This is a genomic window from Clostridium sp. (assembly GCF_032576335.1).
Lineage (GTDB): Bacteria > Bacillota > Clostridia > Oscillospirales > Acutalibacteraceae > Faecalispora.
This window is the reverse complement of record NZ_JAWFXC010000014.1, coordinates 1-23,260: the sequence shown is the minus strand read 5'-3', so window position 1 is coordinate 23,260 and position 23,260 is coordinate 1. Positions and strand designations below refer to the sequence as shown.

The 23,260-nt window shown below is 45.8% G+C and carries 28 protein-coding genes and 1 riboswitch; of the genes, 24 read left to right on the top strand and 4 right to left on the bottom strand.

The genetic code is table 11. From position 1 onward, the window contains the following. The first annotated feature begins 2 nt into the window (after nucleotides 1-2). Genes E7L17_RS12970 through E7L17_RS12935 form a run of 8 tightly spaced genes read left to right on the top strand, consistent with a single transcriptional unit; the run spans nucleotide 3 to nucleotide 4,119 of the window. Complete coding sequence (locus E7L17_RS12970) at nucleotides 3-1,412, top strand: hypothetical protein (RefSeq protein WP_316323561.1); 1,410 nt, start codon at nucleotides 3-5, stop codon at nucleotides 1,410-1,412. Between the two features lie 10 nt (nucleotides 1,413-1,422). Continuing rightward, nucleotides 1,423-1,767: a hypothetical protein gene (locus tag E7L17_RS12965; RefSeq protein ID WP_316323560.1), complete on the top strand. Its 345-nt coding sequence runs from the start codon at nucleotides 1,423-1,425 to the stop codon at nucleotides 1,765-1,767. A gap of 10 nt (nucleotides 1,768-1,777) precedes the next feature. Then, nucleotides 1,778-2,026: a hypothetical protein gene (locus E7L17_RS12960; RefSeq protein WP_316323559.1), complete on the top strand. Its 249-nt coding sequence runs from the start codon at nucleotides 1,778-1,780 to the stop codon at nucleotides 2,024-2,026. Next, entirely contained in the window at nucleotides 2,023-2,367 is a 345-nt protein-coding gene (locus E7L17_RS12955; RefSeq protein WP_316323558.1) for a hypothetical protein, read from the top strand. Before E7L17_RS12960 ends, E7L17_RS12955 begins: the two co-directional genes overlap by 4 nt. Next, nucleotides 2,364-2,771: a helix-hairpin-helix domain-containing protein gene (locus E7L17_RS12950; RefSeq protein ID WP_316323557.1), complete on the top strand. Its 408-nt coding sequence runs from the start codon at nucleotides 2,364-2,366 to the stop codon at nucleotides 2,769-2,771. Before E7L17_RS12955 ends, E7L17_RS12950 begins: the two co-directional genes overlap by 4 nt. A gap of 11 nt (nucleotides 2,772-2,782) precedes the next feature. Beyond that, nucleotides 2,783-3,037 carry a hypothetical protein gene (locus E7L17_RS12945; RefSeq protein WP_316323556.1) on the top strand — a complete coding sequence of 85 codons (255 nt, stop codon included), beginning with the start codon at nucleotides 2,783-2,785 and terminating at the stop codon, nucleotides 3,035-3,037. Further along, nucleotides 3,034-3,834: a hypothetical protein gene (locus E7L17_RS12940; protein ID WP_316323555.1), complete on the top strand. Its 801-nt coding sequence runs from the start codon at nucleotides 3,034-3,036 to the stop codon at nucleotides 3,832-3,834. The genes E7L17_RS12945 and E7L17_RS12940 overlap by 4 nt, the downstream gene beginning before the upstream one ends. A 12-nt stretch (nucleotides 3,835-3,846) precedes the next feature. Then, a complete protein-coding gene (locus E7L17_RS12935; RefSeq protein ID WP_316323554.1) occupies nucleotides 3,847-4,119 on the top strand; it encodes a hypothetical protein in 273 nt (90 codons plus the stop codon). Between the two features lie 79 nt (nucleotides 4,120-4,198). On the opposite strand, the gene E7L17_RS12930 is transcribed toward E7L17_RS12935, so the two are convergent. Both E7L17_RS12930 and E7L17_RS12925 read right to left on the bottom strand, forming a co-directional pair. Continuing rightward, a complete protein-coding gene (locus E7L17_RS12930) occupies nucleotides 4,199-4,432 on the bottom strand; it encodes a hypothetical protein (protein WP_316323553.1) in 234 nt (77 codons plus the stop codon). Nucleotides 4,433-4,541: 109 nt separating this feature from the next. Then, entirely contained in the window at nucleotides 4,542-4,850 is a 309-nt protein-coding gene (locus tag E7L17_RS12925; RefSeq protein WP_316323552.1) for a hypothetical protein, read from the bottom strand. A gap of 167 nt (nucleotides 4,851-5,017) precedes the next feature. On the opposite strand from E7L17_RS12925, the gene E7L17_RS12920 reads away from it, so the two are divergent. The 15 genes from E7L17_RS12920 to E7L17_RS12850 all read left to right on the top strand — a co-directional run bounded on the left by E7L17_RS12920 (nucleotide 5,018) and on the right by E7L17_RS12850 (nucleotide 21,980). Continuing rightward, nucleotides 5,018-5,197, top strand: a complete 180-nt coding sequence (locus E7L17_RS12920; protein ID WP_316323551.1) for a hypothetical protein — start codon at nucleotides 5,018-5,020, stop codon at nucleotides 5,195-5,197. 988 nt (nucleotides 5,198-6,185) lie between these two features. Next, nucleotides 6,186-6,281: riboswitch (glycine riboswitch) on the top strand. Between the two features lie 140 nt (nucleotides 6,282-6,421). Beyond that, on the top strand, nucleotides 6,422-7,852 hold the full coding sequence (locus E7L17_RS12915) for a sodium:alanine symporter family protein (protein ID WP_316323550.1): 1,431 nt from the start codon (nucleotides 6,422-6,424) through the stop codon (nucleotides 7,850-7,852). 308 nt (nucleotides 7,853-8,160) lie between these two features. After that, a complete protein-coding gene (locus tag E7L17_RS12910) occupies nucleotides 8,161-8,865 on the top strand; it encodes an alpha/beta hydrolase (protein ID WP_316323549.1) in 705 nt (234 codons plus the stop codon). 273 nt (nucleotides 8,866-9,138) lie between these two features. Next, entirely contained in the window at nucleotides 9,139-9,426 is a 288-nt protein-coding gene (locus tag E7L17_RS12905; RefSeq protein ID WP_316323548.1) for a hypothetical protein, read from the top strand. Between the two features lie 3 nt (nucleotides 9,427-9,429). After that, nucleotides 9,430-9,900 carry an SUKH-3 domain-containing protein gene (locus tag E7L17_RS12900; protein ID WP_316323547.1) on the top strand — a complete coding sequence of 157 codons (471 nt, stop codon included), beginning with the start codon at nucleotides 9,430-9,432 and terminating at the stop codon, nucleotides 9,898-9,900. A 324-nt stretch (nucleotides 9,901-10,224) separates the two neighbouring features. After that, a complete protein-coding gene (locus tag E7L17_RS12895; protein WP_316323546.1) occupies nucleotides 10,225-11,238 on the top strand; it encodes a rod shape-determining protein in 1,014 nt (337 codons plus the stop codon). Nucleotides 11,239-11,360: 122 nt separating this feature from the next. Beyond that, entirely contained in the window at nucleotides 11,361-12,290 is a 930-nt protein-coding gene (gene mreC, locus E7L17_RS12890; protein ID WP_316323580.1) for a rod shape-determining protein MreC, read from the top strand. Then, nucleotides 12,287-12,808 (top strand): rod shape-determining protein MreD, encoded by a 522-nt coding sequence (mreD, locus tag E7L17_RS12885; RefSeq protein ID WP_316323545.1) that lies wholly within the window; start codon nucleotides 12,287-12,289, stop codon nucleotides 12,806-12,808. The genes mreC and mreD overlap by 4 nt, the downstream gene beginning before the upstream one ends. 13 nt (nucleotides 12,809-12,821) lie before the next feature. Continuing rightward, nucleotides 12,822-15,002 (top strand): peptidoglycan D,D-transpeptidase FtsI family protein, encoded by a 2,181-nt coding sequence (locus tag E7L17_RS12880; protein ID WP_316323544.1) that lies wholly within the window; start codon nucleotides 12,822-12,824, stop codon nucleotides 15,000-15,002. A gap of 248 nt (nucleotides 15,003-15,250) precedes the next feature. Further along, nucleotides 15,251-15,994: an AAA family ATPase gene (locus tag E7L17_RS12875; protein ID WP_316323543.1), complete on the top strand. Its 744-nt coding sequence runs from the start codon at nucleotides 15,251-15,253 to the stop codon at nucleotides 15,992-15,994. 49 nt (nucleotides 15,995-16,043) lie between these two features. Next, complete coding sequence (mgsA, locus tag E7L17_RS12870) at nucleotides 16,044-16,448, top strand: methylglyoxal synthase (protein WP_085831847.1); 405 nt, start codon at nucleotides 16,044-16,046, stop codon at nucleotides 16,446-16,448. Nucleotides 16,449-16,559: 111 nt separating this feature from the next. After that, entirely contained in the window at nucleotides 16,560-17,867 is a 1,308-nt protein-coding gene (gene hisS / locus E7L17_RS12865; RefSeq protein ID WP_316323542.1) for a histidine--tRNA ligase, read from the top strand. Nucleotides 17,868-18,015: 148 nt separating this feature from the next. Further along, nucleotides 18,016-19,815: an aspartate--tRNA ligase gene (gene aspS, locus E7L17_RS12860; RefSeq protein WP_316323541.1), complete on the top strand. Its 1,800-nt coding sequence runs from the start codon at nucleotides 18,016-18,018 to the stop codon at nucleotides 19,813-19,815. Between the two features lie 240 nt (nucleotides 19,816-20,055). Next, nucleotides 20,056-20,625: an RNA polymerase sigma factor gene (locus E7L17_RS12855; RefSeq protein WP_316323540.1), complete on the top strand. Its 570-nt coding sequence runs from the start codon at nucleotides 20,056-20,058 to the stop codon at nucleotides 20,623-20,625. Next, nucleotides 20,622-21,980, top strand: a complete 1,359-nt coding sequence (locus E7L17_RS12850; protein ID WP_316323539.1) for a hypothetical protein — start codon at nucleotides 20,622-20,624, stop codon at nucleotides 21,978-21,980. The genes E7L17_RS12855 and E7L17_RS12850 overlap by 4 nt, the downstream gene beginning before the upstream one ends. A gap of 58 nt (nucleotides 21,981-22,038) precedes the next feature. On the opposite strand, the gene E7L17_RS12845 is transcribed toward E7L17_RS12850, so the two are convergent. Further along, nucleotides 22,039-22,197 carry an Arc family DNA-binding protein gene (locus tag E7L17_RS12845; protein WP_316323538.1) on the bottom strand — a complete coding sequence of 53 codons (159 nt, stop codon included), beginning with the start codon at nucleotides 22,195-22,197 and terminating at the stop codon, nucleotides 22,039-22,041. 148 nt (nucleotides 22,198-22,345) lie between these two features. Beyond that, a complete protein-coding gene (locus tag E7L17_RS12840; protein ID WP_410470672.1) occupies nucleotides 22,346-22,516 on the bottom strand; it encodes an Arc family DNA-binding protein in 171 nt (56 codons plus the stop codon). Nucleotides 22,517-22,635: 119 nt separating this feature from the next. Between E7L17_RS12840 and E7L17_RS12835 the strand changes: the two genes are divergently transcribed. Next, the gene (locus tag E7L17_RS12835; RefSeq protein ID WP_316323537.1) at nucleotides 22,636-22,797 is read left to right on the top strand and encodes a hypothetical protein; all 162 of its coding nucleotides are present in this window, start codon (nucleotides 22,636-22,638) and stop codon (nucleotides 22,795-22,797) included. Nucleotides 22,798-23,260: the final 463 nt, after the last annotated feature.

Here is a 23,260-nt window from a genome sequence, read left to right as displayed (position 1 = left end):
ATATGGCATATCAAATAAAGGTTTGGAAAAACAGATTATCAGAATTTCCAAATCGCCGCCGCCTTGAAACGACAGGAATAGAAAATACTTATGATGTAGTGCGCGCTGAGGGAAATGTTACCGAAACAGGTAACGCTTTTGACGAAACCGAAATGAACGACTTAGAGACAAGAATAGCAACCGGAATTGCAGACGGAGGTATTACTGTTGCTGATCATACGCGAACCGGTACAACTAATAACCTTGAAGTTGACCCGAACGCAAAAAACCTCTCATTTCTTGCCACCGCAAACATAAGTGACGGCGACGTTTGGACGGTTAACGGTACATCGGTAACGGCGGTATTACAAACAGGTGATGCTTTACCGGGTGGGCTATTTAAAAGCGGATGCTGGGTAACAGGGGTAAGACTTAGCGACGATGGTACTAAGCTTTTTTTTAGGGCTGGGGCTGCTACCGTCCCCTCCATATTTGGTAACGGGAGTGACGGGAACGTTGTTATTAGCGGCACAACAACATTACCAGTGCCAGTGCCACACCAAAGCATCGTAGAAAAACAATACAAATCGCTTACAATAAACGCAGGTGCAATATTAAAGTGTGCAGCGCACAACGCTGGTTTGATTATCCGTGTACAGGGCGATTGTATTATACACGGCACGATTGACCAGAGTGGGCTTTCTCCCAAAACCAATCCACAAAACGAATATCCGTATCCTTCGCAATTAATATGCGGAGACGGTGGGGACGGTGGATATGGAGCAGACGTAAGAAATGAGGTCGGCGGCTCCGGAGGAATAAAAATGCTTAAACGTTCATACGGCGGCGGGTATGGAGCAGGCGGTGGCGGTGGTTCTGGCATTGGGTGGGGTGGAGCCGGTACTGGGAAAGCTGGTAACGGAGGCAGCAGCTCTTCAATTTATATTTATGTGACTAATTATTTTTTAGGCGCAGGTTCTGCCGCAAACGCCGACTATGGCGGAGGTGGAGGCGGTGGTAGAGGTTCTGGCAGTACCCCCGGAGGATTGGGTGGAGACGGCGCAGGAGCTTCTGGAACCACAAGTTCGGACTCTTCCTGCGGCGGTGGCGCCGGAACGGGGAATTATGGTGGCGGAGTAATTTTGTTATATGTTGGTGGTAATTTAACAATAGACGGTAGTATTAAGGCAAATGGCAAAAACGGAGGAAATGGTGCTATAGGATACGGCGGCGGCGGCGGTGGTGGTGGTGGTGGTGGTGGAAGTGTTTATATTTTATATCGTGGCAATTATTTTAACAACGGGTTGATACAAGTCAATGGAGGCGTTGGAGGCACTAAAGGGGTAACCACTTCTGGCGATGTAAAATATCAAGCACGGGACGGATATACCGGAGGCGTTGGTTCTATCACCGCAATCCAATACACTAATTAAGGAGGTAACCATGTCAAAGCAAATCAGAGTAGCTATTTTCCACAACGAAGTGGATGGCTCAAAAGCATACGCAGAAGATATTGCATCTAAAATAGACGGAGAAACCACACTGTTAAACTTCCGTGACCCCCGACCATGCGCAGAATCCTTACCTATGAGAGCTTCTCCCAATGTGGCACTTCTTCTTTTTGTTGACTCTCTGGAAGAATTGCAAGAAAAAATCAACATACTGAAACAGCTTGATTACATTAAAAAGCAAGACAGTGTGACCGAGGTTGTGGATGACTTAATCGCTATATCCGACGGCATGACGCAGGAATTAGAAGAAAAAATTGCCGCAACATTTTATAATTAAGGGGTGCATTATGACTGGTAGATTAAGCGTATTGGCAAGAGTAATTAAGCGCAGTGTAAATTCTGGTGAAACAAGAGACAATGTACTTGCAAGCTATATTTTACTTACACAAGCAGAAAAAGATTTGATTATCTCCGAATGGGACAACATCGTGGTAGACCCGCCTGCGAAATCGTTACAACAAGAAATTGTTGATATAAAATCAAACATGGCCTTGGCAGACGCTGCCGCTGAATATAACAAGGGGGTACAAGCATGAATGCAAAAGAACAGTTACAAATAATCCTCAACAATTCCAGTTCCACAACGCTTGCGAAAATGATTATTGTATTAGCTTTTTGGATGATGCAACGTATTACAAACGACGAGTGCATCGAATTTGCAACAATGTTAGGTTACACCTTTACGCCAGCAACGGCAATTACATCTAAAGGTAATGACTCCTATACCGTTTTGCAGATGTTGACTATGCTAGTAGACGATATGTATCCCTCAAAATTTGAGTTGGGTAAAAATCTGGCAGAAGTAGCTTTAAGCGCCGCAAAAGCTGAAAACTACATTACTGCAACCGATTATGGAACGCTGGTGGATAAATTATGATAAAACATAAATGGTTTAAAATTGGTGTATGCCTACTTGTTATTGGGCTGTGTGGAGCAATCTATACAGCCACGCAAGCTAAGGTTAACATTAACCAAATGACAGCAGCAGATTGGCAAGATACCCATATATCAGGCGTAGGCGAAGTTACTAAGGCTAAAATCCTAGAAAACGCTCCTTACTCTGACATTAAAGATGTAGCCAAGGTTGACGGAATCGGAGAACAAAAGCAAGCACAAATTGAAAGGCATTTTACTACTTATGACACTTGCAGGCCAGAGATTTATCTTGGTTTGTTGGTGTTTTCTTTTGTCCTCATAATTTTAGGCTCTTTAATAATCGTCAATGTAGTGGTAAGTAGACACTGTGACAAAAAAATCTTGCTAGAGGCAATCAAAAAGTAAGGGGCGATTTGATGCCAACTGAAATTATTGTTGCTTTATTATCGTTTGCCGGAACTTTAATCGGAGCTTTAGCCGGTATATTGATTGCCAATAAATTGGTTAATTACAGAATAGCACAGCTTGAAAAAAAGGTTGATACTCATAATCAGGTAATTGACAGAACATACAAACTGGAAAAAGAAACCGCTCTTATAGAGCAAGAACAATCAGAAATCAAAAACGATATTAAGGAAATCAAAAACGCAATAAAGGAGCGTACAGCATGAAAACAAATCATGGATTGGTAGAGTTTGCACAAGCTGCACTAAAAGCTAAATTAGGCTATGTGTACGGCTCTTTTGGACAGGTATGCACCACTGCGCTACTCAACCAAAAAGCTAAACAGTATCCAGCTAACAATCTTGCTGGCGGGGCTATGCGTACAGTCGGAAATAAGTGGCTTAATCGCCGCGTAGTTGACTGCTCAGGCCTGATTAAATACTACCTTATGGCTGATAAAGTAGGGGACAATCCTACATACAACGCAAAGTATGATGTGAATTTATTTCACGCGGCAACAGAAAAAGGCACGATTAATACCCTGCCAGAGATACCTGGTATTTGCTTATACATGCCTGGTCACACAGCGGTATATCTTGGAAACGGAGTAGTGATTGAGGCGGCAGGGACAGCATACGGTGTATTACAAAGCAAGATGCCAAATTGTTACACCGGCAGGCCGTGGACTCATTGGTACAAAGCCCCCGGAATTGAGTATCTCAAAAAAGAGAGTGTAACAACTCCACAGATTGCGGCTCCTGCTATTACCGGCCTCATGCTTGATACCAGCAGCCATAACATGCAACCAAACACTGTTTACGATGTACTCGCTAGATGCGCAGACAAACCTAGCTTACGTGTAGTAGGTAGGGATATTATAAGCGTGTCAGACCCCGTGGCGGCTTATAATGGCACGGAGTTGAGAGGCTATAAAATACGCATCAAAGCTTTAAAACCCGGATTTGCTCACATAGACGTATCAGCAGCAGGGCAAATCAAAAGCTGCAACTTTAACGTTAAATAAGGAGAGTAACATATGGATAGCTTTTTTACATGGCAGATGTTGGCCACTCTTGCAGGCTGCACTACGGCTGTAGGTATCCTCACACAAGCGGTCAAAGAGATTTTTAAAAACGTGCCTACTCAATTAGTAAGCTACATTTTAGCAGTGCTACTGCTTGGACTTGCTACGTTGTTTAATGGCGGTGCTGACGTTTCCACATGGGCGATTATCCCGTTTAACGCGGTAATTGTGTCCACCTCTGCAAACGGTGCTTTTGCGGCAATACAGAGGGCTAAAAACCAATAGACAAAGCTTTCCCCACTGACCGGATTAAAATCTGACCAGTGGGGATTTTTTATTTGTGTTAATCATCGTCTGTTTTAATTTACTTTGTAATTTGCTTGTATAAATCCAGGTTGCTCAACCCGTGAACATTAAGTTCTTCAAAATTACCGTCGAGTTCCTTTACGGACTCAATATCTTCATCAAGCATTTTTACGCAATCTTCAAATTGTGTGTCATCGGGGTCAAATGAGTGAGCGTAGATTATTTCATCGCCGTCAAATACAAACAGGTATCTATCACCATTGTTTATTTCATGAGTTTCAAACCTTTTCATAATTAGCCCCACTTTCGTTTTTTAATTACATATTACTACGCAAAAAACATATTATCAATTAGTTTTTCTATTTTCCCCGGTTATACCGCCGGGGTCGGTATGCGGTTTTTTATTTATTCATTGTTTTCATAGCTTCTTTTGCTTCTACGCCTGTAATTATAATGCCGCTAGCCTTAACACCCAATGTAATTGCAATCTCTCGAACAAAGTGATAAGCGTTTTCTTTAAACCAGGAACGGTTTGTGGTATAGTACCATTCTTTGCGGTCATCGTCCCAATTGAAACCTTTTGATTTTAGGAAATCTTTGTGGTCAAATGTGTTGCCGCTAATGGATACTGTTAACTCACTGGTGCTCTCTACTACTTTTTTGGAAACCTCATTGTATATTTGGTTAGCTGCGATTGTGATAGTAGTCATTTTTGTTAGCCCCTTTCCTTATCTTGTGATTATAGTATACTATACTGTCGACATTATATCAATAGGTAAAACACACAAACATATACTGACGATATTATATATAATGACGATAGTATGTTATAATAGAATGTGATACTATGAAAATAAAATTTGAAAGGATGGACATCATGGCATATACAGACGCTCAGAAGAAAGCAACTGCGAAATATAATGCTAAGACTTATGACCGTATTGAAATTAAGGTTTCGAAAGGAAACAAGGCACTAATACAGTCTCGCGCCGAATCTCTCGGCATGAGCCTTAACGCTTATATTAACAAACTGATTGATAAAGATATGAGTAAATAAAACACTTCTGCTATCCGTTAGGAGGGATTGAAATTAAACGCTATGTAGATGTAATAGTAAGATGGAGAGAGGACGGGCAAAAAATACCTTTGCAGCTTAATTGGGCGCCGGGGCAAGAATTTGAAATTGATAGGGTGTTAGATATACGACAAGCATCGTCGCTCAAATCCGGCGGGCAGGGAATGAGATACCTTTGTCGTATCAAAGGCAAAGAGCGCTTTATTTGGTTGGAGGATAACAGGTGGTTTGTAGAATTGTAACTGCGATAAATCTATACCATTTGTCGTATAGCTGTCGTAATTATCGTTTTTACCTTGATATTACTGTAATGTTTTAAGACTACGAATCAGAAGGTCAGGGGTTCGAATCCCTTCGGGCGCGCCAAAAGCAGTTTAACCTTTATGGTTAGACTGCTTTTTTTGTTGCACTATTTACCCAAGAAATTCGAACCCACAGCCTCGCCAATCGGTGGGGGTTGCCGCAACCTTAATCCCAGTATTATTGTAAAATCCACTTTGTCTTTTCAGAGAATCTTTTTCTTAAATAAAACGGTGGGTTTCAGATAGCAACGTCGGGTCTTGTTGGAGAAAGAGTCGGCTTTTCGGCGAGCAAACGCGGGCGTAATTACCTAATCGAAATACTTATTTACATGCACCAGATTGCATCTCTGTGTTTTTTGCACAGAAGAACCCGTCGTATTTTTTCAATTCTATTCATTTATTCTAAAGCAAGGACAAGATATGCAGTTTTGCTTTCGCTTTGGTTCTTTATTCTACTAATGCAGGAGTAGAAAACTCAGTATATTATGAATAATTATTTTTTTAACAGCATAAATTTGAATCTGTAGAACTTATTGACTTCATTTTGCTATTATGTTATGATGAAAAAAACTTCATATTCTACAAGTGAAGTTCGTAGGAAAACGGCCGTGGCCTACCGAAGGAGTAACACTCTCAGGTTCCCGCTTATTCGGGAGAAGACTATGAACGGATGTAACTCTGGAGAATCCCTTAAATGGGTGCCGAAGGTGTAAGGCTCGAATTTATCGCGCTAATCTCTCAGGCAAAAGGACAGAGATCTGTGCCCACTATCAATGGGCCTTTTTTGTGTATTCCAGAGTCAAGCCATAATTTTATGGTTTGACTCTTTTCTTTTCTTGCTCTGCAGAGATACTCCTTCTGGTTGCTCAACGGCCTATGTAAATATTTTGGAGGGGTGTTTTTCTTGGAATGGTTTTCTAGTTTAGTCAACAGTATTAATGGTGTATTATGGAACTTCTTCTTGATTCTTCTTCTGTGCGGTGCCGGAATTTATTTTACAATTCTGACCAGAGGAATTCAGTTCCGCAAATTTAAACAAAGCTTTCACTCTACCTTTGGGTCAATTACCTTTAGTGGAAAGAAAGCAAGCGAAAAAGAAGGAATGACCTCCTTCCAGTCGCTGATCACTTCTGTATCAGCTCAAATCGGAACAGGAAATTTAGCGGGTGTGGCTACTGCTATGGTTTCTGGCGGCCCCGGTGCCGTGTTCTGGATGTGGGTAAGCGCTATTTTGGGTATGGCTACCATTTACGGAGAAGCAACCCTCGCACAACGCTACAAAACCAAGGTGAACGGCACCCTGGTAGGTGGCCCTGCCTACTACATTCAGGCCGCCATTAAAGGCCCCGCAGGCAAGGTTGTTGCGGCCATTTTTGCCGTACTAATTATTTTTGCACTGGGCTTTATGGGAAATATGGTGCAGGCAAACTCCGTTGGCGGTGCAATGGAAGCAGCGTTTGGCATTCGCTCCGAGTATGTTGGAATTGGCCTTGCACTGCTTTCGCTGCTGGTTTTTTTGGGTGGTGTAAAGCGCATTGTTGCCGTTGCTGAAAAGGTTGTTCCTTTTATGGCGGTGTTCTTTACCGTTGCATCTTTGATTGTTATATTTGTTAACTACCAGAATATTTTGACTGCATTCTATGATATTTTTGTAGGTGCGTTTAATCCGCAGGCCGTATTGGGCGGTGTTTTGGGTGTCAGTGTACAACAGGCCATTCGTTTTGGTATTGCACGCGGCTTGTTTACCCATGAAGCTGGTATGGGCTCAACCCCGCACGCACATGCGCTTGCTCGCGTTAAAAACCCCTGCGAACAGGGTCTTGTTGCAATGATGGGTGTATTTATTGACACCATTGTTTTGCTTCCTCTCACCGTGCTCGCTATTTTAACCTCCGGTGTTTTAGGTTCTACCGACGGCAAAGGGGAGTTTGTTACCGGAATTCAGCTGACGCAGGCTGCTTATTCTGAGGTGTTCGGTCAATTTGGTTATGTAATTATTGCCATTTGTGTATTTTTCTTTGCGTTTGCAACTATTATGGGCTGGTACTTCTTTGGCCTTGCTAACGTGAAATACTTATTTGGCAAAAAAGCGGTCTCTATATATGCGGTTCTGGTTTCTATTTTTGTTGGTATCGGCTGCGCGCTGAAGGTGGACCTGGTTTGGAGCCTTGCGGATTTGTTCAACGGCTTAATGGTCATCCCCAACATTCTTGCATTGCTGCTGCTTGGCGGAGTCGTTGCAAAGCTCACCAAAAGCTGGGAGGCTGGCGAAGCTTACACTCCCGAGTTTGAGGATGACGACAGCTCTGTTTCAACTGATGCGACGAACAGCTAACAATTAAATCATTTTAAGGAGTGGATTCAAAAAGAATCCACTCCTTTTCTATTTATCCTCTTTTATTTTTGTGGTAAAATTATTTTATATTAATCAGAAAGCAAGTGACGTTATGACATAACCGGTTTTATGCTTGAGTAACACCCCAAGGGGTAGATTCACTCGGGCAGGCAGGATTTTTCTGCCATCTTCTAATTTTCCTTTTAAGAGCCCCACCGAATCCTCTTGCGGTGAGAAACAACTGGTTTCACAAGCATATTGAGAAGCAATGTTGAAAAATTCACGGTCTTTGAAAGGATAATATTGATATGAAAATAGATACAATCAAAATCGAACAGATTCCCGCTCTTATTTGGGGCAATCCCTCTGACCAAGCTATTCTCGCTGTACATGGCAGTCACTCTCATAAAAAAGATGCTTCTATTGAATTATTGGCGGAAAAGGCCGCTCAGCGTGGCATTCAAGTCATTAGCTTCGACTTACCTGCACACGGGGAGCGCATCGGCACAGAGCCACCTTGCAAGGTGCAGTACAGCGTGAAAGACCTGCGTAAAGTGATGAACTATTCCAAACAGCGTTGGTCAAAAATCAGCCTGTTCGCTTGCAGCCTCGGCGCTTATTTCAGTCTGTTGGAGTACGCGAATGAGCCGCTGCGCCAAGCACTGTTTTTATCTCCCGTGGTTGACATGCAGCGAATGATTACCAATATGATGACATGGTTTGAGGTTACGGAGGAACAACTGCAAAAGCTTGGTGAAATCCCAACCCCTATGGGTGAAACCTTATATTGGGATTACTATTGCTATGTAAAAGAACACCCCATCGAGCACTGGAACTGCGACACCGCGATTTTGTACGGGGAAAACGACACTCTTTGCGAGCGTGATACCATCGTTTCATTTACGGAACGTTTTTCGAGCCGATTGGAAGTGGTACCTGACGCAGAGCATTTTTTTCACACCCCGGAACAGCTTGCCGCTTATTCTGCTTGGCTTGAGAAAAATCTGCGGTAATTTTTCTTCTCACCCATAGCGAAACCAAATCAAACCCTCAAGCGATGTGTTCGTTTGAGGGTTTGACTAACCACAGGGAATTACTCTTACTGGTTGTGCAACATCAGGATTGAGTCAACCGAGCCTGCTTTGGATAACCACAAAGCCAGTTAAGCGAAGGGTAATACTATTCAGAGCATACAGCAAACGGAGGAAGTAATGGATCATTAAATTCATTTGGGTCTGTCAGATGGTACTATCAAAAGTATAAAAATGTTCCGGAACGAAGTAGAAGTGGTAATTGAAAGATGGAATGTAAAAGGATTAAAGTTGATTTTTGAGAATTGCTGGCGACTCAAAGACAGACAGTCGATAGATCAACTAATTGGTGATATAGAGATTTTAAAAAAGTCAGCTTTATTCGATGAACTCATCGCAGATATTTTGGACGGCGGAGGAACCAAGGAAGAATTGAAAGAAGCTGTTGAATTCACTTTTTATGAACCAGCGGATCATCGTATTATTTTAGAGATTATTGCAAACTTTGTTCGAGCGGAAGAAGTCCAATTGCCAGGAGAATAATGCATGTATGATATTACATTGAAGAGGTTAAAAAACTCTGGGTGGTTTTTAGAAAGAAAAATTAGCACAAGGGAATTAAAAGAATTATACAGACAAAGAGGGTTTCTATGGAATGAAATCGCACAGAGATTTCTAGAGAATTACGGAATGCTGGAGTTCCAATTTACAAAGACAGGCTCACCATTCCAGACTACAGAAAAAATAAACTTCAATCCTATCTCTGCTTTAGGTAAAACCATTCATAACGATTTTTTTAATCAGATAGGAGAAGAATTCTCGGATGTTGTTGAAATAATAGATAAAGAGTTTTATCCAATTGGTGAAATTGCAAGAGGTAATTTAATTATATTTATGACGAATGATGGGAAGTTCTTTAGTTATACAAATGGATGCCTCTTAAAGAATGGTGAAAATACGGAAGAAATGCTAGACTGCGTTATAGGAGAAATTCACCTTCCTCACATTTATGAGTAGCATTTTTACTTTATCGTAAAAACTTCCGTTGTTTTACTGATCCTATGACTGTAATATATTGTATTAAACGGATAATATTTCCGAACAATTCGGTGTGAGGAAAGTAGAAAGCCATACTTCTAGTGTTTTTGTGAATCATTCCTATTTAGAAAAATGAATTTTTTGTGATTATTTTGGATTTCTGTTGAGAAATGACGGTACAGCGGTTATAATAGGGTTATTCAGTCTAATTGGGTTTTTGCGCCCTTTTTCAAGAATTGACAGAAACTCATTCAATACATTATTGATACACATAAAACGGGCGGGAATGAAAGGGGAACATCCATGTTTGCAAAGGATATCGGAATCGATTTGGGAACAGCCAATACTTTGGTGTTCATGAAAGGTAAAGGAATCGTGATGCGCGAGCCGTCAGTTGTGGCGGTAGATATTCGCTCCGACACGGTTTTGGCTGTAGGTACACAGGCCAAAGAAATGATCGGCCGCACCCCGGGTTCCATTGTAGCGGTTCGTCCGCTGAAAGACGGCGTTATTGCGGACTTTGACATAACCGCAACCATGCTTAAGCATTTTATTAAAAAAGCAACCAAGGCAAATATGTTCAGCAAGCCCCACATTGTGGTATGCATTCCCTCTGGTGTTACCGAGGTTGAGCGCCGCGCTGTGGAGGACGCTGCCCGCCAGGCCGGTGCAAGCCAAGTAGAACTGATTGAAGAGCCTATGGCTGCGGCAATCGGTGCAGGGCTTCCTGTTGCTGAGCCTACCGGCAGTATGGTGGTTGACTTAGGTGGCGGCACCACTGAGGTAGCCGTTATTTCTTTGGGAGACATCGTTACCTCCTGTTCCGTTCGCGTAGCGGGCGACAAGTTTGACGAGTCGATTATCTCTTATGTAAAGAAGAAGTATAATCTATTGATTGGTGAGCGTACGTCTGAAGAAATTAAAATCACCATCGGTTCTGCATTCCCAACAGAAGAGACCAAAGATGCTACAATCGTCATTAAAGGTCGTAACCTGCTCGACGGCCTGCCGAAGAATGTAACCATTCATGCTGACGAGGTTCGAGAGGCTTTGGCAGACCCGCTTTCTTTGATTGTGGATGCCGTAAAAAGCACACTGGAGAAAACCCCGCCTGAGCTTTCTGCCGATATTATTGACCACGGCATTATGCTTACCGGCGGCGGCGCTTTGCTACGCGGTTTGGACATGCTGATTTCACAGGAAACCAACATGCCGGTACATGTGGCAGACAGCCCGCTCGACTGCGTGGTAGACGGAACCGGAAAGCGGCTTGAGGTTACCATGCCGTCTGAATACTACAAGGCGCGGAAGAGATAAGCCTTGCCTGCAATAGTTCTTTCGCGGAGGGTTTCTTGGAGGCTCTCCGCTTTTTTCATTAAATTAAGAGTGTGATTCTGTTACTGCACACTCTACGCCATGGAGGTGACGATTTGAGAGATGTGTTTCACAGCAAGGGCTTTAAGGCACTGCTGGGTATTGTTTTTATTGTATTAGGCATAATGATTTATTCTGCTGGCACAGGGGGAAGCTCTGTGTTTTCTTCTCTTTTGGGGCACATATTCACCCCCATGCAAAAGGTTTCCACTGTCATCTCCAACAATGCAGCCGCTAGTGTGGGCCGTTCTGCGGGTGAGCTGGAAAGTGAAAATCAAAATTTAAAAAATGAACTTGATACGCTTCGTGCTAAGCTGATAGATTATTACCAGGTAAAGCAGGAAAACGAACAGTACCGTACCTTTTTGGAGCTAAAAAACGAAAACAAGGATTTTACGTTTGTTTCCGGTTCTGTGGTTGGGCGTGACCCCAACGATGTTTTTGGAAGCTTTACGGTAGACAAGGGCAGTTTGGCTGGTGTTACAGCCGGCAGCCCGGTTATTACACAAAGCGGCGTGGTTGGCTGGGTCTCAAGCGTTAGCTCTACCTTCTGCCAAGTAACTACCATTTTTTCACCAGACACCAACATGGCGGCTCTCGATCGCTTAAACCGCGAGAGTGGCGTTGTTAGCAGTAATATTAAACTGTATGAGCAAGGCTACGCAAAGCTAGGCTACCTTTCCTCTGATACAAAGGTGAAAAAGGATGATATTATTGTTACCAGTGGGCTTGGCGGCATTTACCCCAAGAACCTGCCGGTGGGCACGGTCATCTCCGTTGGTCCCGAAGATTACAGCGTCTCGTATATGGCGGTAATAAAACCGTTTGTTGATCCCAAAACCGTTCGAGATGTATTCATCATTACTGGTTTTCTTGGCAAAGGAGAGGCTCTTAGCTCACTGCCGGAGCCCTCAGGTTCCCCGTCGAGCAGCAAAGCACCCTCCAGCAGCTCCTCCTCCAGCAGCAAGACCTCCGGCTCGGAGGCAACCAAATGATAGACAAGAGAAAGCTGCTGCGCTATTTTGCCTATACTATAGAAATTGTTGTAATCTATTTAATCAACCAAACACCGGGGCTCATTCCCCCTATATATGATGCCCGACCGGTCTTGCTTTTGCCGGTGGCCGTATCCATTGCGCTGTTTGAAAGTGAAACCGCAGCAACAGGTTTTGGTCTTCTGTGCGGCGCTCTTCTAGATTTTGGAATGAGCGGCGGCTCGGCACTGGGCTTTCACACTTTGCTGCTTTCTGTTTTTTGCTACTGTGCAGGACTCATGGCAGTTCACCTGCTTCGAGCCAACCTACTCACTGCATTTCTGCTTTCTACGGCAATTACAGCGTTTATCTTACTGTTACAATGGTTGTTTTACTATGTGTTTGCCGGGTACCAATACCCCGGTGTCGCTTTGCTCAGCCATTATTTACCCCGTTTCGTTTACACACTGCTTCCGGTGCCTCTCATTTATGCCTTTAACCGGGCATTTGCGCTGAATATCCGGGAAAGCGCCGGCTGACAGGAGGTTTTCCATGAATCGCTTTAAGGGTTTGTCCCGTTATATCTTTTGTTTGGTTGTCATTATGGCAGCCTTTGGCGTGTATGGCCTTCGTTTAATTAATTGGCAGGTCATAAACGGCAACTACTGGCTTGGGGTATCTACCCGCACCAATACTTCCTCCGTTAAAATGACTGCCGCCCGCGGTGAGATATTAGACCGCAACGGCAATGCGCTTGCTGTGAATAAAACTGTGTATGCCATCGTATTTGATAAGGTAGCAATGACAAAGGATACGCAGAACAAAACAATTCTTCAGTTGGTTTCTCTTCTTCAAAAAAGAGAGGAATCATGGATTGACGAATTGCCGATTCAGGTAAACTCCGCAGGTGCATACGAGTTCATTCCCGGTCGAGATAAGGATGTTGCGGCTCTCATTAAACACCTGCGCCTGAATAATTACGCTACTGCCGAGCAGTGCATTCTTCAAATGAAAAAAGATTACGATTGTGACGGCTACTCCCCGAACCAAACCCGGGCCATTCTTTCGGTACGCTATAATATGGCGATTTCAGGCTTCTCCATTTCTACGCCTTATACCTTTGCAACTGGTGTTTCATCCGACACCGTAGGTATTATTAGCGAAAACGCTCTTAACCTGCCCGGTGCAACTGTTGAAGTAACCACAATTCGCGATTACCCGGACGGTACGGTAGCACCGCATGTGCTCGGTACACTGGGTGCTATTTCTCAGGAAGAATATGCAGAGGAAAAAAAACAGGGGAACACCTACAACCTGGATAATTTGGGCGGTTATGCCTACAATGATTCCATTGGTAAAAGCGGTATTGAATCTTACTTTGAAAAATACCTGCGCGGTACAAACGGGTTAAAGGTAATTGAAACCACTCGAACTGGAGCCGTGGCTTCCAGTACTGTCACACAGTCACCTGTTGCGGGTGATTCTATTTACCTTACCATTGATAAAAACCTGCAAAAGGTGGCACAGGTGTCACTTGCGAATAACGTAAAAAATGCGCAGGATGAGGGCAAGCGTTCCGGCGGTAAGGGGGCAGACTGCGTTGCAGGCGGTGCAGTGGTTTTGAATGTAAAGGATTTTTCTGTACTGGCAGCGGCAACATTCCCCAACTACGACCTAAACCAGTACAATTCAAATCCCTCTTATGTATCGGGTTTATTTCAGGATAAAACAAAGCCGATGTATGACCGTGCCTTGGTTGGCTCCTTCATGCCCGGTTCTTCCTTTAAGCCCGTAGTTGCATCTGCGGCATTGCAGGAGGGCTATATCACCGCCTCTTCCACGGTAACCTGCCACCGTGTTTACACTTTCTGGAAAGATTACCAGCCTACCTGCATGGGCTACCACGGCACGATAAACGTAGTAACCGCGCTTCAAAAATCCTGCAATATTTTCTTTTACGATACCGGCCGCCGCATGGGAATCGACACACTCGATTTATACGCTAAGCGCTTTGGCCTCGGGCAAAAAACTGGGATTGAAATTAACGAGGGCGCAGGTGTTCTCTCCAGCCCGCAGGTTCGCGTAAATGCTGGTGGAGTATGGAACGGCGGTGACGTAGTACAGGCAGCCATCGGTCAAGCCGACAACTCCTTTACGCCCATACAGCTTGCCACCTATGTTGCCACACTTGTAAACGACGGCACCCGCATGAAAACACATCTCATCAGCAAGGTGACCGACTATAACCGTGATAAGACCGTTATGCAAAATGACCCCAACTCACCCACCGTAGTAGATCACGTTGGTGTTTCCAAAGAAAACCTTGATATTGTAAAGCGCGGTATGCGTGCCGTTGCAGGGCCTGGCGGTACAGCGTCCTCCTTTTCAAACTATGGTATTGCCGTAGCCGGTAAAACTGGTACTGCACAGGTACCACCACATTCGGATAACGTGGTGTTCGTTGGTTTTGCGCCCTACGATAAGCCCGAAATTGCAGTGGCTGTTGTACTGGAATACGGTGCCTATGGCAAGTACTCTACGGCGGTTGCACGCGATTTGTTCGATGCTTATTTCTTAGGCAAAACAGTGGATGCCTCTGGGAATTTGGTTTTCCCGGCAAAGCAGGAACCAACAACTTCTGGCACGGCTTCGGGGGCATCCTCGGGGGCGGCCCTACCGGGTTCAAGCTCGTCGGGCTCGGCATCCGGCAATATAGGTCGTTCGGCAGGCTAAGTCGGCTTTTACAGCCTTTGTGTTCTATTTTTAAGCGTATTTTATGTATTGTGACTATTGCTGTTCAAATAATGAAAAAAATCTTTGACGGAGATTCACAATTGTGTTAGTATGATAACGTAAGTGAGAAGAAATCAAGAACTTCATTTTTAAATTGGAAGAATATCTCGCTGCGAGTTTGAAGGCTCATAAAGCCGTTGGCAGCTTGCTGCCGCTTACGGCATGAGGTTCTAGCGAGGAAGTGACTTATGGGAGCGGTAACGGTTATCACATCTGGCAAGGGAGGCGTGGGGAAGTCCACCATCTGTGCTGGGTTGGGACGAGCCTTGGCCGAACGGCGGCGCAGGGTTTTGTTGATAGACGGCGACGCCGGGCTGCGAAGCCTGGACCGTATGCTCGCTTTAGACGATGAAGTAATGTTCGATATTTCAGACGTCGTATCCGGTTCTTGTGAGCCGATACGCGCTATTTACGACTGCGGGGTTCCCGGGCTGTTTTTAATGCCCGCACCCTACCGGGAAGAAAATGTGATACCGCCTCATTTTATGCGGCAATTGGTACCCATTCTTTCACGCTACTACGACCACGTAATCATCGATTGCCCCGCAGGGCTTGGCGCAGGTTTTGAATCTGCGGCTGCCGCAGCACAAAGGGCGCTTGTAGTAGCAACGCCAGACCCGCTCTGCCTGCGCGGCAGCGACAAGGTGCGCCTTTTGCTTACGCAAAGTGGCATCGCATCCCAGCGATTGGTGGTAAACCGGTTCCATTATAAAAACTTTGTGAAATCTGGCTTATTCCATGATTTAGACAATGTGATTGACGCCGCTGGAATCCGGCTGATTGGCATTGTACCGGAAGACCCGGAAACCGCCGCCGCTTTTACCGGTGGCAAGCCAGTATCACCAAACTTTTCAGCAATGCAGGCATTTCACCGTCTAGCCGCCCGGCTGGAAGGAGAATCGATTCCCCTCGCAAGGCTGGAGAGGCTGTAAATTATTATAACTACTATTTCATTAAATTCAGATGAAGGAGGATTAAGCATTGAATATTGCATTGATTGCCCACGACGCCAAAAAAGAACTGATGGTTCAGTTCTGCATCGCATACTGCGGGGTGCTAAGCCGACACAGCTTGTGCGCGACTGGCACTACCGGCAAGCTGGTATCGGAGGCCACGGGGCTGAGTATTCAGCGCTTTTTAAGCGGAGCGCAAGGCGGCGACCAACAGATTGCGGCACGTATTTCTTATAATGAAGTGGATCTGCTTCTGTTTTTCCGCGATCCCCTGAGTCCAAAGCCACACGAACCCAACGATATGAATTTGCTGAGCCTGTGCGACATGCACAATATCCCTGTGGCTACCAACATCGCCACCGCGGAGGTACTCATCCACGGTTTGGAGCGCGGTGACCTGGACTGGCGCAACATCTTAAATCCGAAGTACTGATCTTGGGATTTATCTCTATTCAGGTAGGATCCCTCGCTCTCCGCGGAGCGGGGGGTTTTGTTTTAACTCGCTCACTAACTTGGCGGGAACAGATAATAAGGAGTGTTTTTTATGGCATTATTGGTTCAGGGTCCCAAAGGTACACAGGATCTTCTGCCCGAACAAACTGCACGTTGGCAGGTCGTTGAGCAGGTGATGCGCGAAGAAGCGTCACTGTATGGCTACGGTGAGATTCGTACCCCTGTTTTTGAGCATACCGAGTTGTTTCAGCGTTCGGTAGGCGAAACCACAGATGTGGTTCAAAAAGAAATGTATACTTTTAATGATAAAGGCGGGCGTTCTATCACTCTGCGCCCCGAAGGAACTGCCGGCGCAGTACGTGCCCTGCTGGAGCATGCACTCTACAATGAGGGCTTGCCGGTAAAGCTGTTCTATTTTACCTCCTGCTACCGCTACGAGAAGCCGCAGGCAGGCCGTCTGCGCGAGTTCCACCAGTTTGGTGTAGAGGCGTTTGGCTCTGCCGACCCCATTGCAGATGCAGAAACCATTTTGCTTGGCAAATCAATCTTTGATCGCCTTGGCATGAAAGGTTATTCCATTGAAATCAACTCCATTGGCTGCCCGGAATGCCGTGCAAAATACCACCAAGCACTCAAAGAGTATTTTACGGCGTCAATCGACCAGCTGTGCGATACCTGTAAAGACCGTTTAGACCGCAACCCCATGCGTATTCTCGACTGCAAAAACCCACCCTGCGGTGCAGTTGCAAAGAATGCCCCCATCATGCTTGACTACCTGTGCGACGACTGCCGGGATCACTTTGATGGTGTAAAGGGCTATTTAGACGATGCTGGAGTGGACTACAAAATAAACCCAACCATCGTTCGCGGGCTGGACTACTACACTCGTACCGTTTTCGAGTTTGTTTCGAGTGACCTTGGTGCGCAGAGTACCTTCTGCGGAGGCGGGCGATACGACGGCCTCGTAGCCGAAATGGGGGGTAAGCCCTTACCGGCTCTGGGTTATGCCATCGGCTTAGAGCGTGTTCTCATGATTTTACAGGCACAGGGAATTGAGCTTCCCGTGCAGCCGCAGTGCGAGCTTTTCATTGCCGCAATTGGCGAGGCTTCACAGAAGAGTGCATTTGCTTTGGTTCGCCGCATGCGTGAGTGCTCTGTATTTGCCCAGTTTGATTCCTGCGGTCGCAGCCTGAAAGCACAGATGAAGTATGCCGATAAAATTGGTGCGGCTTACACGCTGGTTTTGGGTAACGACGAGCTGCAAAGTGGACGCGGCAAGCTTAAAAATATGAAAACCGGTGAGCTGATAGAAATTTCATTGAAGGAAGAGACCTTTGCCTCTGAATATTTGGCGGCAACCGTAGCAGCAGGCACTGCTGGTGCAAACCCGTCTATTTGACGGAGCGTCGCTTTTTTACTATAATAAAGATATTATGGAAACAACACCATTCCCACTTTTTCGAAAGAGGGAATGGTATGCTTGTTGCCAAGCAAAATTTCTAGAAAAGAAACTGCCAGGCTTAGCCTGAGGATAGAGGAACGATACAATGTCAGAATTTATGAGCGGACTAAAAAGAACTCATTACTGCGGCACTCTGCGGCAGGAGCACGTTGGAAAAGAAGTTGTTGTGTGCGGCTGGGTACAGCGCCAGCGCGACTTGGGTCAGTTAATTTTTGTCGATTTGCGTGACCGTACCGGAATTTTACAGCTGGCTTTCGGCGATACTACCGACCGCCAGATTTTCGAAAAGGCCGCCGCCGTTCGTGCGGAATATGTACTTGCCGTTCGCGGAATTGTTCGCGAGCGCTCTGCGAAAAATGCCGAACTTCCTACTGGAGATGTAGAAATTGAGGTTTTGGAGCTGCGCATTCTTGCAAAAGCGGAAACACCGCCTTTCGAAATTGTTGAGAATTCCAACGTGAAAGAAGAACTGCGCTTAAAATACCGCTATCTGGATCTTCGCCGCCCTGACATGCAGGACAAGATTATCCAGCGTCACAAGATTGTAAAAATAGCCCGCGATTATTTTGATGACAATGATTTTCTGGAGATTGAAACTCCAGTTCTGATTAAATCCACACCTGAGGGCGCGCGCGATTACCTCGTGCCTTCCCGTGTATTCCCCGGGAACTTCTTTGCGCTGCCCCAGTCTCCCCAGCAGTATAAGCAACTTTTGATGCTCTCCGGTTTCGACCGCTACATGCAGGTTGCCCGCTGCTTCCGCGACGAAGACTTACGCGCCGACCGCCAGCCTGAGTTTACCCAGATTGACCTTGAAATGTCCTTTGTTGAACCGGAGGACGTTATGGCAATTGGTGAGGGCTTTGTTCGTGATGTGTACAAGCGTTTGCAGAACATTGATGTCCCCGCACCGTTCCAGCGCATGACTTGGCACGAGGCCATGGAGCGCTTTGGTTCTGACAAACCCGACCTTCGCTTTGGCTTGGAACTGATAAACCTGAGCGATGCTCTGAAGGATACGGAATTCCGCGTATTTGCCGGTGCTTTGTCGGCAGGCGGCTCCGTGCGCGGCATTAACCTAAAGGGCAAGGCAGACGAGCTGAGCCGTAAGGAAATTGATAAGCTGACCGAAACCCTCAAGGCTTACGGTGCACAGGGCCTAGCTTGGACTCGACTGACCTCGAACGGCGAAAGCTCCAGCTATGAAAAGTTCCTCTCCGAGCAAGAGGCAGCAGCGGTAAGAACCGCACTTGGGGCTGAAACAGGAGACGTTCTACTTCTGGTTGCCAGCCCGAAAAACAGCGTGGTATTTGCCTCCTTGGGTGCTCTGCGCTGCGAGCTCGCCAAACGCTTTGGCATGATTGACGACTCCAAGCCGTGCCTGCTATGGGTAACGGACTTCCCGCTGTTTGAGTACGACGAGGAAGAAGACCGTTATGTTGCCATGCACCACCCCTTCACCGCGCCGCGTGAGGAAGACCTTGATAAGCTAACAACCGACCCCGGCAGCGTATGCGCGAAGGCCTACGACTTGGTTCTTAACGGCAATGAGCTTGGCGGCGGTTCCATCCGCATCAATTCTCCTGAGGTACAGCGCCAAATGTTTGAGGCCCTCGGCTTTACGCCCGAGCAGGCACAGCAGCGCTTTGGCTTCTTAATCGACGCATTCCGCTACGGCGCACCGCCCCACGGAGGCATGGCATTCGGGCTTGACCGCCTAGTGATGCTAATGCTGGGCTGCGATAGCATTCGCGACGTAATCGCGTTCCCGAAGGTTGCAAACTCCAGCGAGCTGATGAGCAATGCGCCCGATGTGGTAGACGCTAAGCAGCTTACCGAGCTTGGTCTTTCGATTGTTACTGCGGCAGCGGAAAACAACGACTAATATTACCTATGCCGATTTTATTCTGATTGGCTGTGTACGGCAAGCTGAACAAGGTACCCAATACCGTGTGCCAAAGTTGGTTTTTTACGTTTTACCAGCCGGCAAAGAAACCTTTTTCAACGCCGTTCTGTTACAAAGAGCGGCGTTTTTTATTAAATGTAAAAATTATTTCCTATTTTTTCTTGAACTGTGCAATAAAATGGCACGGAATTTCATTATTCTAACAGAGGGAGTTTTTATATGGTGACTGGAAACGGAAACGGGAACCATCAATCATATCAAGCCCCCACAGATGATTTGATGCGGCACGTAGCCGCGGGAGAGGATTGGGCGTTTGCTCAGCTTTACCTGAATACGCAGCATGCCATCTATGCGCTGCTGCTTTCTCTGGTGAAAAATCCCGCAACCGCAGAGGATTTAATGCAGGATACTTACTTAAGCGTCCGCCAGTCTGTGGGTACTTACATCCCTCAGGGCAAGCCAATGGCGTGGATTTTTACCATCGCCAAGAACCTTGCCTATCAGGAGCTGCGCCGAGCTAAGAAGCAGGAGCTTGAAAATTACGATGACCATGAAGATGCCTCGAGCGAAGACAACATATCGCAAGCCATCGACAACATTGTTTTACGAAGTGCCTTGACTATCTTGGAAGAGAGGGAACGCAAAATCGTGCTTTTGCATGTAGCCGCAGGGATGAAGTTTGTTGAAATCGCATCTTTAACGGAAACACCGCTGGGTACGGTACTTTCCTCTTATCACCGTGCAATGCGCAAGCTCCAGAAATCCGTCCGAGAGGGGGCAGTTCAATGAAACGATCTGAGCTAAAACAATCGCTCAAATTCGCTGTTCTGCAATCCACACCGGACTTATTACCTACCCTTCTGCCAGGTTATTCGGCAGAAGGAATCCCTTCGCCGTCTCGTACAGCGGAGGAGGCCCTTTGCGGAATCAACCAAGTGGTTGTGCCAAGAAAAAGGCACCAATTTCAGATTGCAGGCGTCATGGCAGCCGTTTGCATTGTGTTTTTGAGTGTATTTTACCTGGCACAGCCGAAGGTGGATTCCATCGTCAGTATTGACGTGAACCCCAGTATAGAGCTAACTATTGATCAGAATGACCGAGTCATTAAGTCGAAAGCCTCGAACGATGACGCGGCCGCAATCTTGAAGAATATGAATTTGCGGGATAAGGATCTACAGGAGGCGACCGGCTCTATAGTAAATGAACTGTTAGAGCATGGTTACCTAAGCAAAAACAGCAAAGACAATGCAATCCTTATTTCCGTGGCCAGCCGTAGTGGTGGGCAAACCCCAACACAGCTGCAGGATAAAATGGCGGACGGTATTGAAAACGTCCTGAAAGAGAATAACGCCAGCGCTACGGTGCTGCGTCAAACGGATACTTTGTCGGACGATCTTCAGAAATTCGCCAGCGCAAACAAGGTTTCGCTTGGCAAGGCGGATTTAGTCCGCAAGCTGACGGAACAGGATTCTTCGCTCGACGCGGCGTCGCTTTGCAAAATGTCGCTGAAGGATCTCAATAAGCTGATGGAAAACAAGAAGCTTGAAGTCAGCGGTCTGGTAGTAGGTGAGGAAGGCAATTCTTCTTCCAGCCAGCCCGGCAAAGACCCCACACCCCCCGGTAAAGACAGTTCCTCTACGGTAAGCGGTATAACGAGTGAACCGCAAACGGAAGAGCCTTTTGGTTCTGGAACAGAATCCAGAAAGCCCTCTTCCTCCAAGCCTCACTCCAATACTTCTTCGAATAGCGGTGCTACTTCTGGTGGGCAAGGTGAAAGCTCCGTCTCCAGCGACGACCCCATTTACACTCCGCCGGATATTGACGACGATATGGAAGACCCCGACGGCGTGCCCTCTTACCCGTTCGATGAAGTTTCTTCTGCCATAGAGATTCCCAGCCCCAGTTCTAGCCCGAGCTCAAGCCCAAGTAAGAGCCCGAGCAGCGAGAACTCACAGGCTGCCTCCTCTGGTAGTAACAATTCTTCTTCGTCCGCCGTAGAGCATAGCACACCCGCCAGCTCTTCTGAAAAGCCGTCATCCAGCTATTCTTCTACCGCGTCCGGTGATTCCTCAAAGAAAACCGGTTCCTCTGATAAATCGGAAGTCTCTTCGCAAATCGCTTCCTCACGGGTTAAAAAGGTGTAAGTTTCTGGTACAGCGAAAACAAAAGAAAGCCCTACCTTCAAAGGTAGGGCTTTCTTTTTTACTTTATTTCAATTACGCCGTGCTCTTTTTCGAACTGCTCTACACAGTTGCGAATTAAAATAAGAATTTGGCTGTTCGCAGAACGACCCTCGTAGTCTGCTACAACGTGAAGTTTGCCTAGTAGCTCTTCGTCAATACGAATAGAATACCTTTTCATCAGCGAGCCCCCTAACAGTGGTAACCTCATTTTAGAGCATTTTTTAATGCTAATGTTTAATATGGATATATCCTATATCTAAAATGTGTTCATTGTGGGGCAGTTTTGATGCCATAAGGTTTGGATACTTATATCAGAAATAGGGTTATTACAACTCTATTTTACCATTACTTTTTTCAAAATTTTCTATATGTTTTCGAATGAGCATTTCTACTTCGCGGTTAGCAGAGCGGGCATTATATTCTGCCACATAGCGAAGCTTTGCTAATAACTCTGGAGCAATCCGAATTGTAAATTGCGGTAAATTAGATGACATCATTTTGACCTCCTTTTGTGTTCACTATTTACAGTAACACACTGAAACTACTCTTAGTGTTATTGACAACAAGGTGACATCACCATATAATTATTATAGCAATATTAATTGGAGGTATTCGGATGCCCAATTACAAAGAGATGTATTTTAAAATGCTTCATGCCTCAGATAAAGCCATTGCCACACTACTTCAGGCACAGTTAGAATGTGAAGAATGCTATCTTTCTGCTAATGAACCAAGGCTTGTTCTTTTAGAAGAGAAGAATGAGCAGGAAAAATCATAACAAACGAATTTTTTATTTGCGAAGTTATAACTAAGTATTGAAAGCGGTTGCCACCGCAAGAGATTTCTTCTTTCTTTGATTCGCCCCTCAAGCCGGGGCAGGCTCTCCTTTTCTTGATGAGAAGAAAAGGAGGAAAGACTCACCAAAGGCTCTGCCTTTGGATTCCGTTAGGGGAACACCCTCCGACTAGAAAACGAAAGCCTCCGGCAAGGCGCTCCATTAAAAATGCCCACTCTCCTAGCTACACAAAGAAAAAACATACGGTTTCCATCCGTCGGCGGTCATTTTTAGAGCGCTCTCGTCCCCTCGCAGAAACATGCTCGGTAGCTAGTTTCTTTTTTCTTTTACGGGCGGCAAAGCAAAACCTTACGTGCAATCTGCAACGCACAGGCTTGTTTCCTGTGCGGAAAACAGAAGTAGAGCGGGAGCTCACTCGGATTCCAAAGGCAGAGCCTTTGGTCGT

What these genes read in the sequence shown, in the direction of transcription:
- E7L17_RS12950 (WP_316323557.1), top strand. Translation starts at nt 2,364, where the DNA reads ATGATAAAACATAAATGGTTTAAAATTGGTGTATGCCTACTTGTTATT.
- E7L17_RS12840 (WP_410470672.1), bottom strand. Translation starts at nt 22,516, where the DNA reads ATGATGTCATCTAATTTACCGCAATTTACAATTCGGATTGCTCCAGAG.
- E7L17_RS12835 (WP_316323537.1), top strand. Translation starts at nt 22,636, where the DNA reads ATGCCCAATTACAAAGAGATGTATTTTAAAATGCTTCATGCCTCAGAT.
- E7L17_RS12930 (WP_316323553.1), bottom strand. Translation starts at nt 4,432, where the DNA reads ATGAAAAGGTTTGAAACTCATGAAATAAACAATGGTGATAGATACCTG.
- E7L17_RS12920 (WP_316323551.1), top strand. Translation starts at nt 5,018, where the DNA reads ATGGCATATACAGACGCTCAGAAGAAAGCAACTGCGAAATATAATGCT.
- E7L17_RS12875 (WP_316323543.1), top strand. Translation starts at nt 15,251, where the DNA reads ATGGGAGCGGTAACGGTTATCACATCTGGCAAGGGAGGCGTGGGGAAG.
- hisS (WP_316323542.1), top strand. Translation starts at nt 16,560, where the DNA reads ATGGCATTATTGGTTCAGGGTCCCAAAGGTACACAGGATCTTCTGCCC.
- mreD (WP_316323545.1), top strand. Translation starts at nt 12,287, where the DNA reads ATGATAGACAAGAGAAAGCTGCTGCGCTATTTTGCCTATACTATAGAA.
- E7L17_RS12880 (WP_316323544.1), top strand. Translation starts at nt 12,822, where the DNA reads ATGAATCGCTTTAAGGGTTTGTCCCGTTATATCTTTTGTTTGGTTGTC.
- E7L17_RS12895 (WP_316323546.1), top strand. Translation starts at nt 10,225, where the DNA reads ATGTTTGCAAAGGATATCGGAATCGATTTGGGAACAGCCAATACTTTG.
- E7L17_RS12945 (WP_316323556.1), top strand. Translation starts at nt 2,783, where the DNA reads ATGCCAACTGAAATTATTGTTGCTTTATTATCGTTTGCCGGAACTTTA.
- E7L17_RS12970 (WP_316323561.1), top strand. Translation starts at nt 3, where the DNA reads ATGGCATATCAAATAAAGGTTTGGAAAAACAGATTATCAGAATTTCCA.
- aspS (WP_316323541.1), top strand. Translation starts at nt 18,016, where the DNA reads ATGTCAGAATTTATGAGCGGACTAAAAAGAACTCATTACTGCGGCACT.
- E7L17_RS12925 (WP_316323552.1), bottom strand. Translation starts at nt 4,850, where the DNA reads ATGACTACTATCACAATCGCAGCTAACCAAATATACAATGAGGTTTCC.
- E7L17_RS12900 (WP_316323547.1), top strand. Translation starts at nt 9,430, where the DNA reads ATGTATGATATTACATTGAAGAGGTTAAAAAACTCTGGGTGGTTTTTA.
- E7L17_RS12910 (WP_316323549.1), top strand. Translation starts at nt 8,161, where the DNA reads ATGAAAATAGATACAATCAAAATCGAACAGATTCCCGCTCTTATTTGG.
- E7L17_RS12955 (WP_316323558.1), top strand. Translation starts at nt 2,023, where the DNA reads ATGAATGCAAAAGAACAGTTACAAATAATCCTCAACAATTCCAGTTCC.
- E7L17_RS12850 (WP_316323539.1), top strand. Translation starts at nt 20,622, where the DNA reads ATGAAACGATCTGAGCTAAAACAATCGCTCAAATTCGCTGTTCTGCAA.
- E7L17_RS12855 (WP_316323540.1), top strand. Translation starts at nt 20,056, where the DNA reads ATGGTGACTGGAAACGGAAACGGGAACCATCAATCATATCAAGCCCCC.
- E7L17_RS12940 (WP_316323555.1), top strand. Translation starts at nt 3,034, where the DNA reads ATGAAAACAAATCATGGATTGGTAGAGTTTGCACAAGCTGCACTAAAA.
- E7L17_RS12960 (WP_316323559.1), top strand. Translation starts at nt 1,778, where the DNA reads ATGACTGGTAGATTAAGCGTATTGGCAAGAGTAATTAAGCGCAGTGTA.
- E7L17_RS12845 (WP_316323538.1), bottom strand. Translation starts at nt 22,197, where the DNA reads ATGAAAAGGTATTCTATTCGTATTGACGAAGAGCTACTAGGCAAACTT.
- E7L17_RS12965 (WP_316323560.1), top strand. Translation starts at nt 1,423, where the DNA reads ATGTCAAAGCAAATCAGAGTAGCTATTTTCCACAACGAAGTGGATGGC.
- E7L17_RS12935 (WP_316323554.1), top strand. Translation starts at nt 3,847, where the DNA reads ATGGATAGCTTTTTTACATGGCAGATGTTGGCCACTCTTGCAGGCTGC.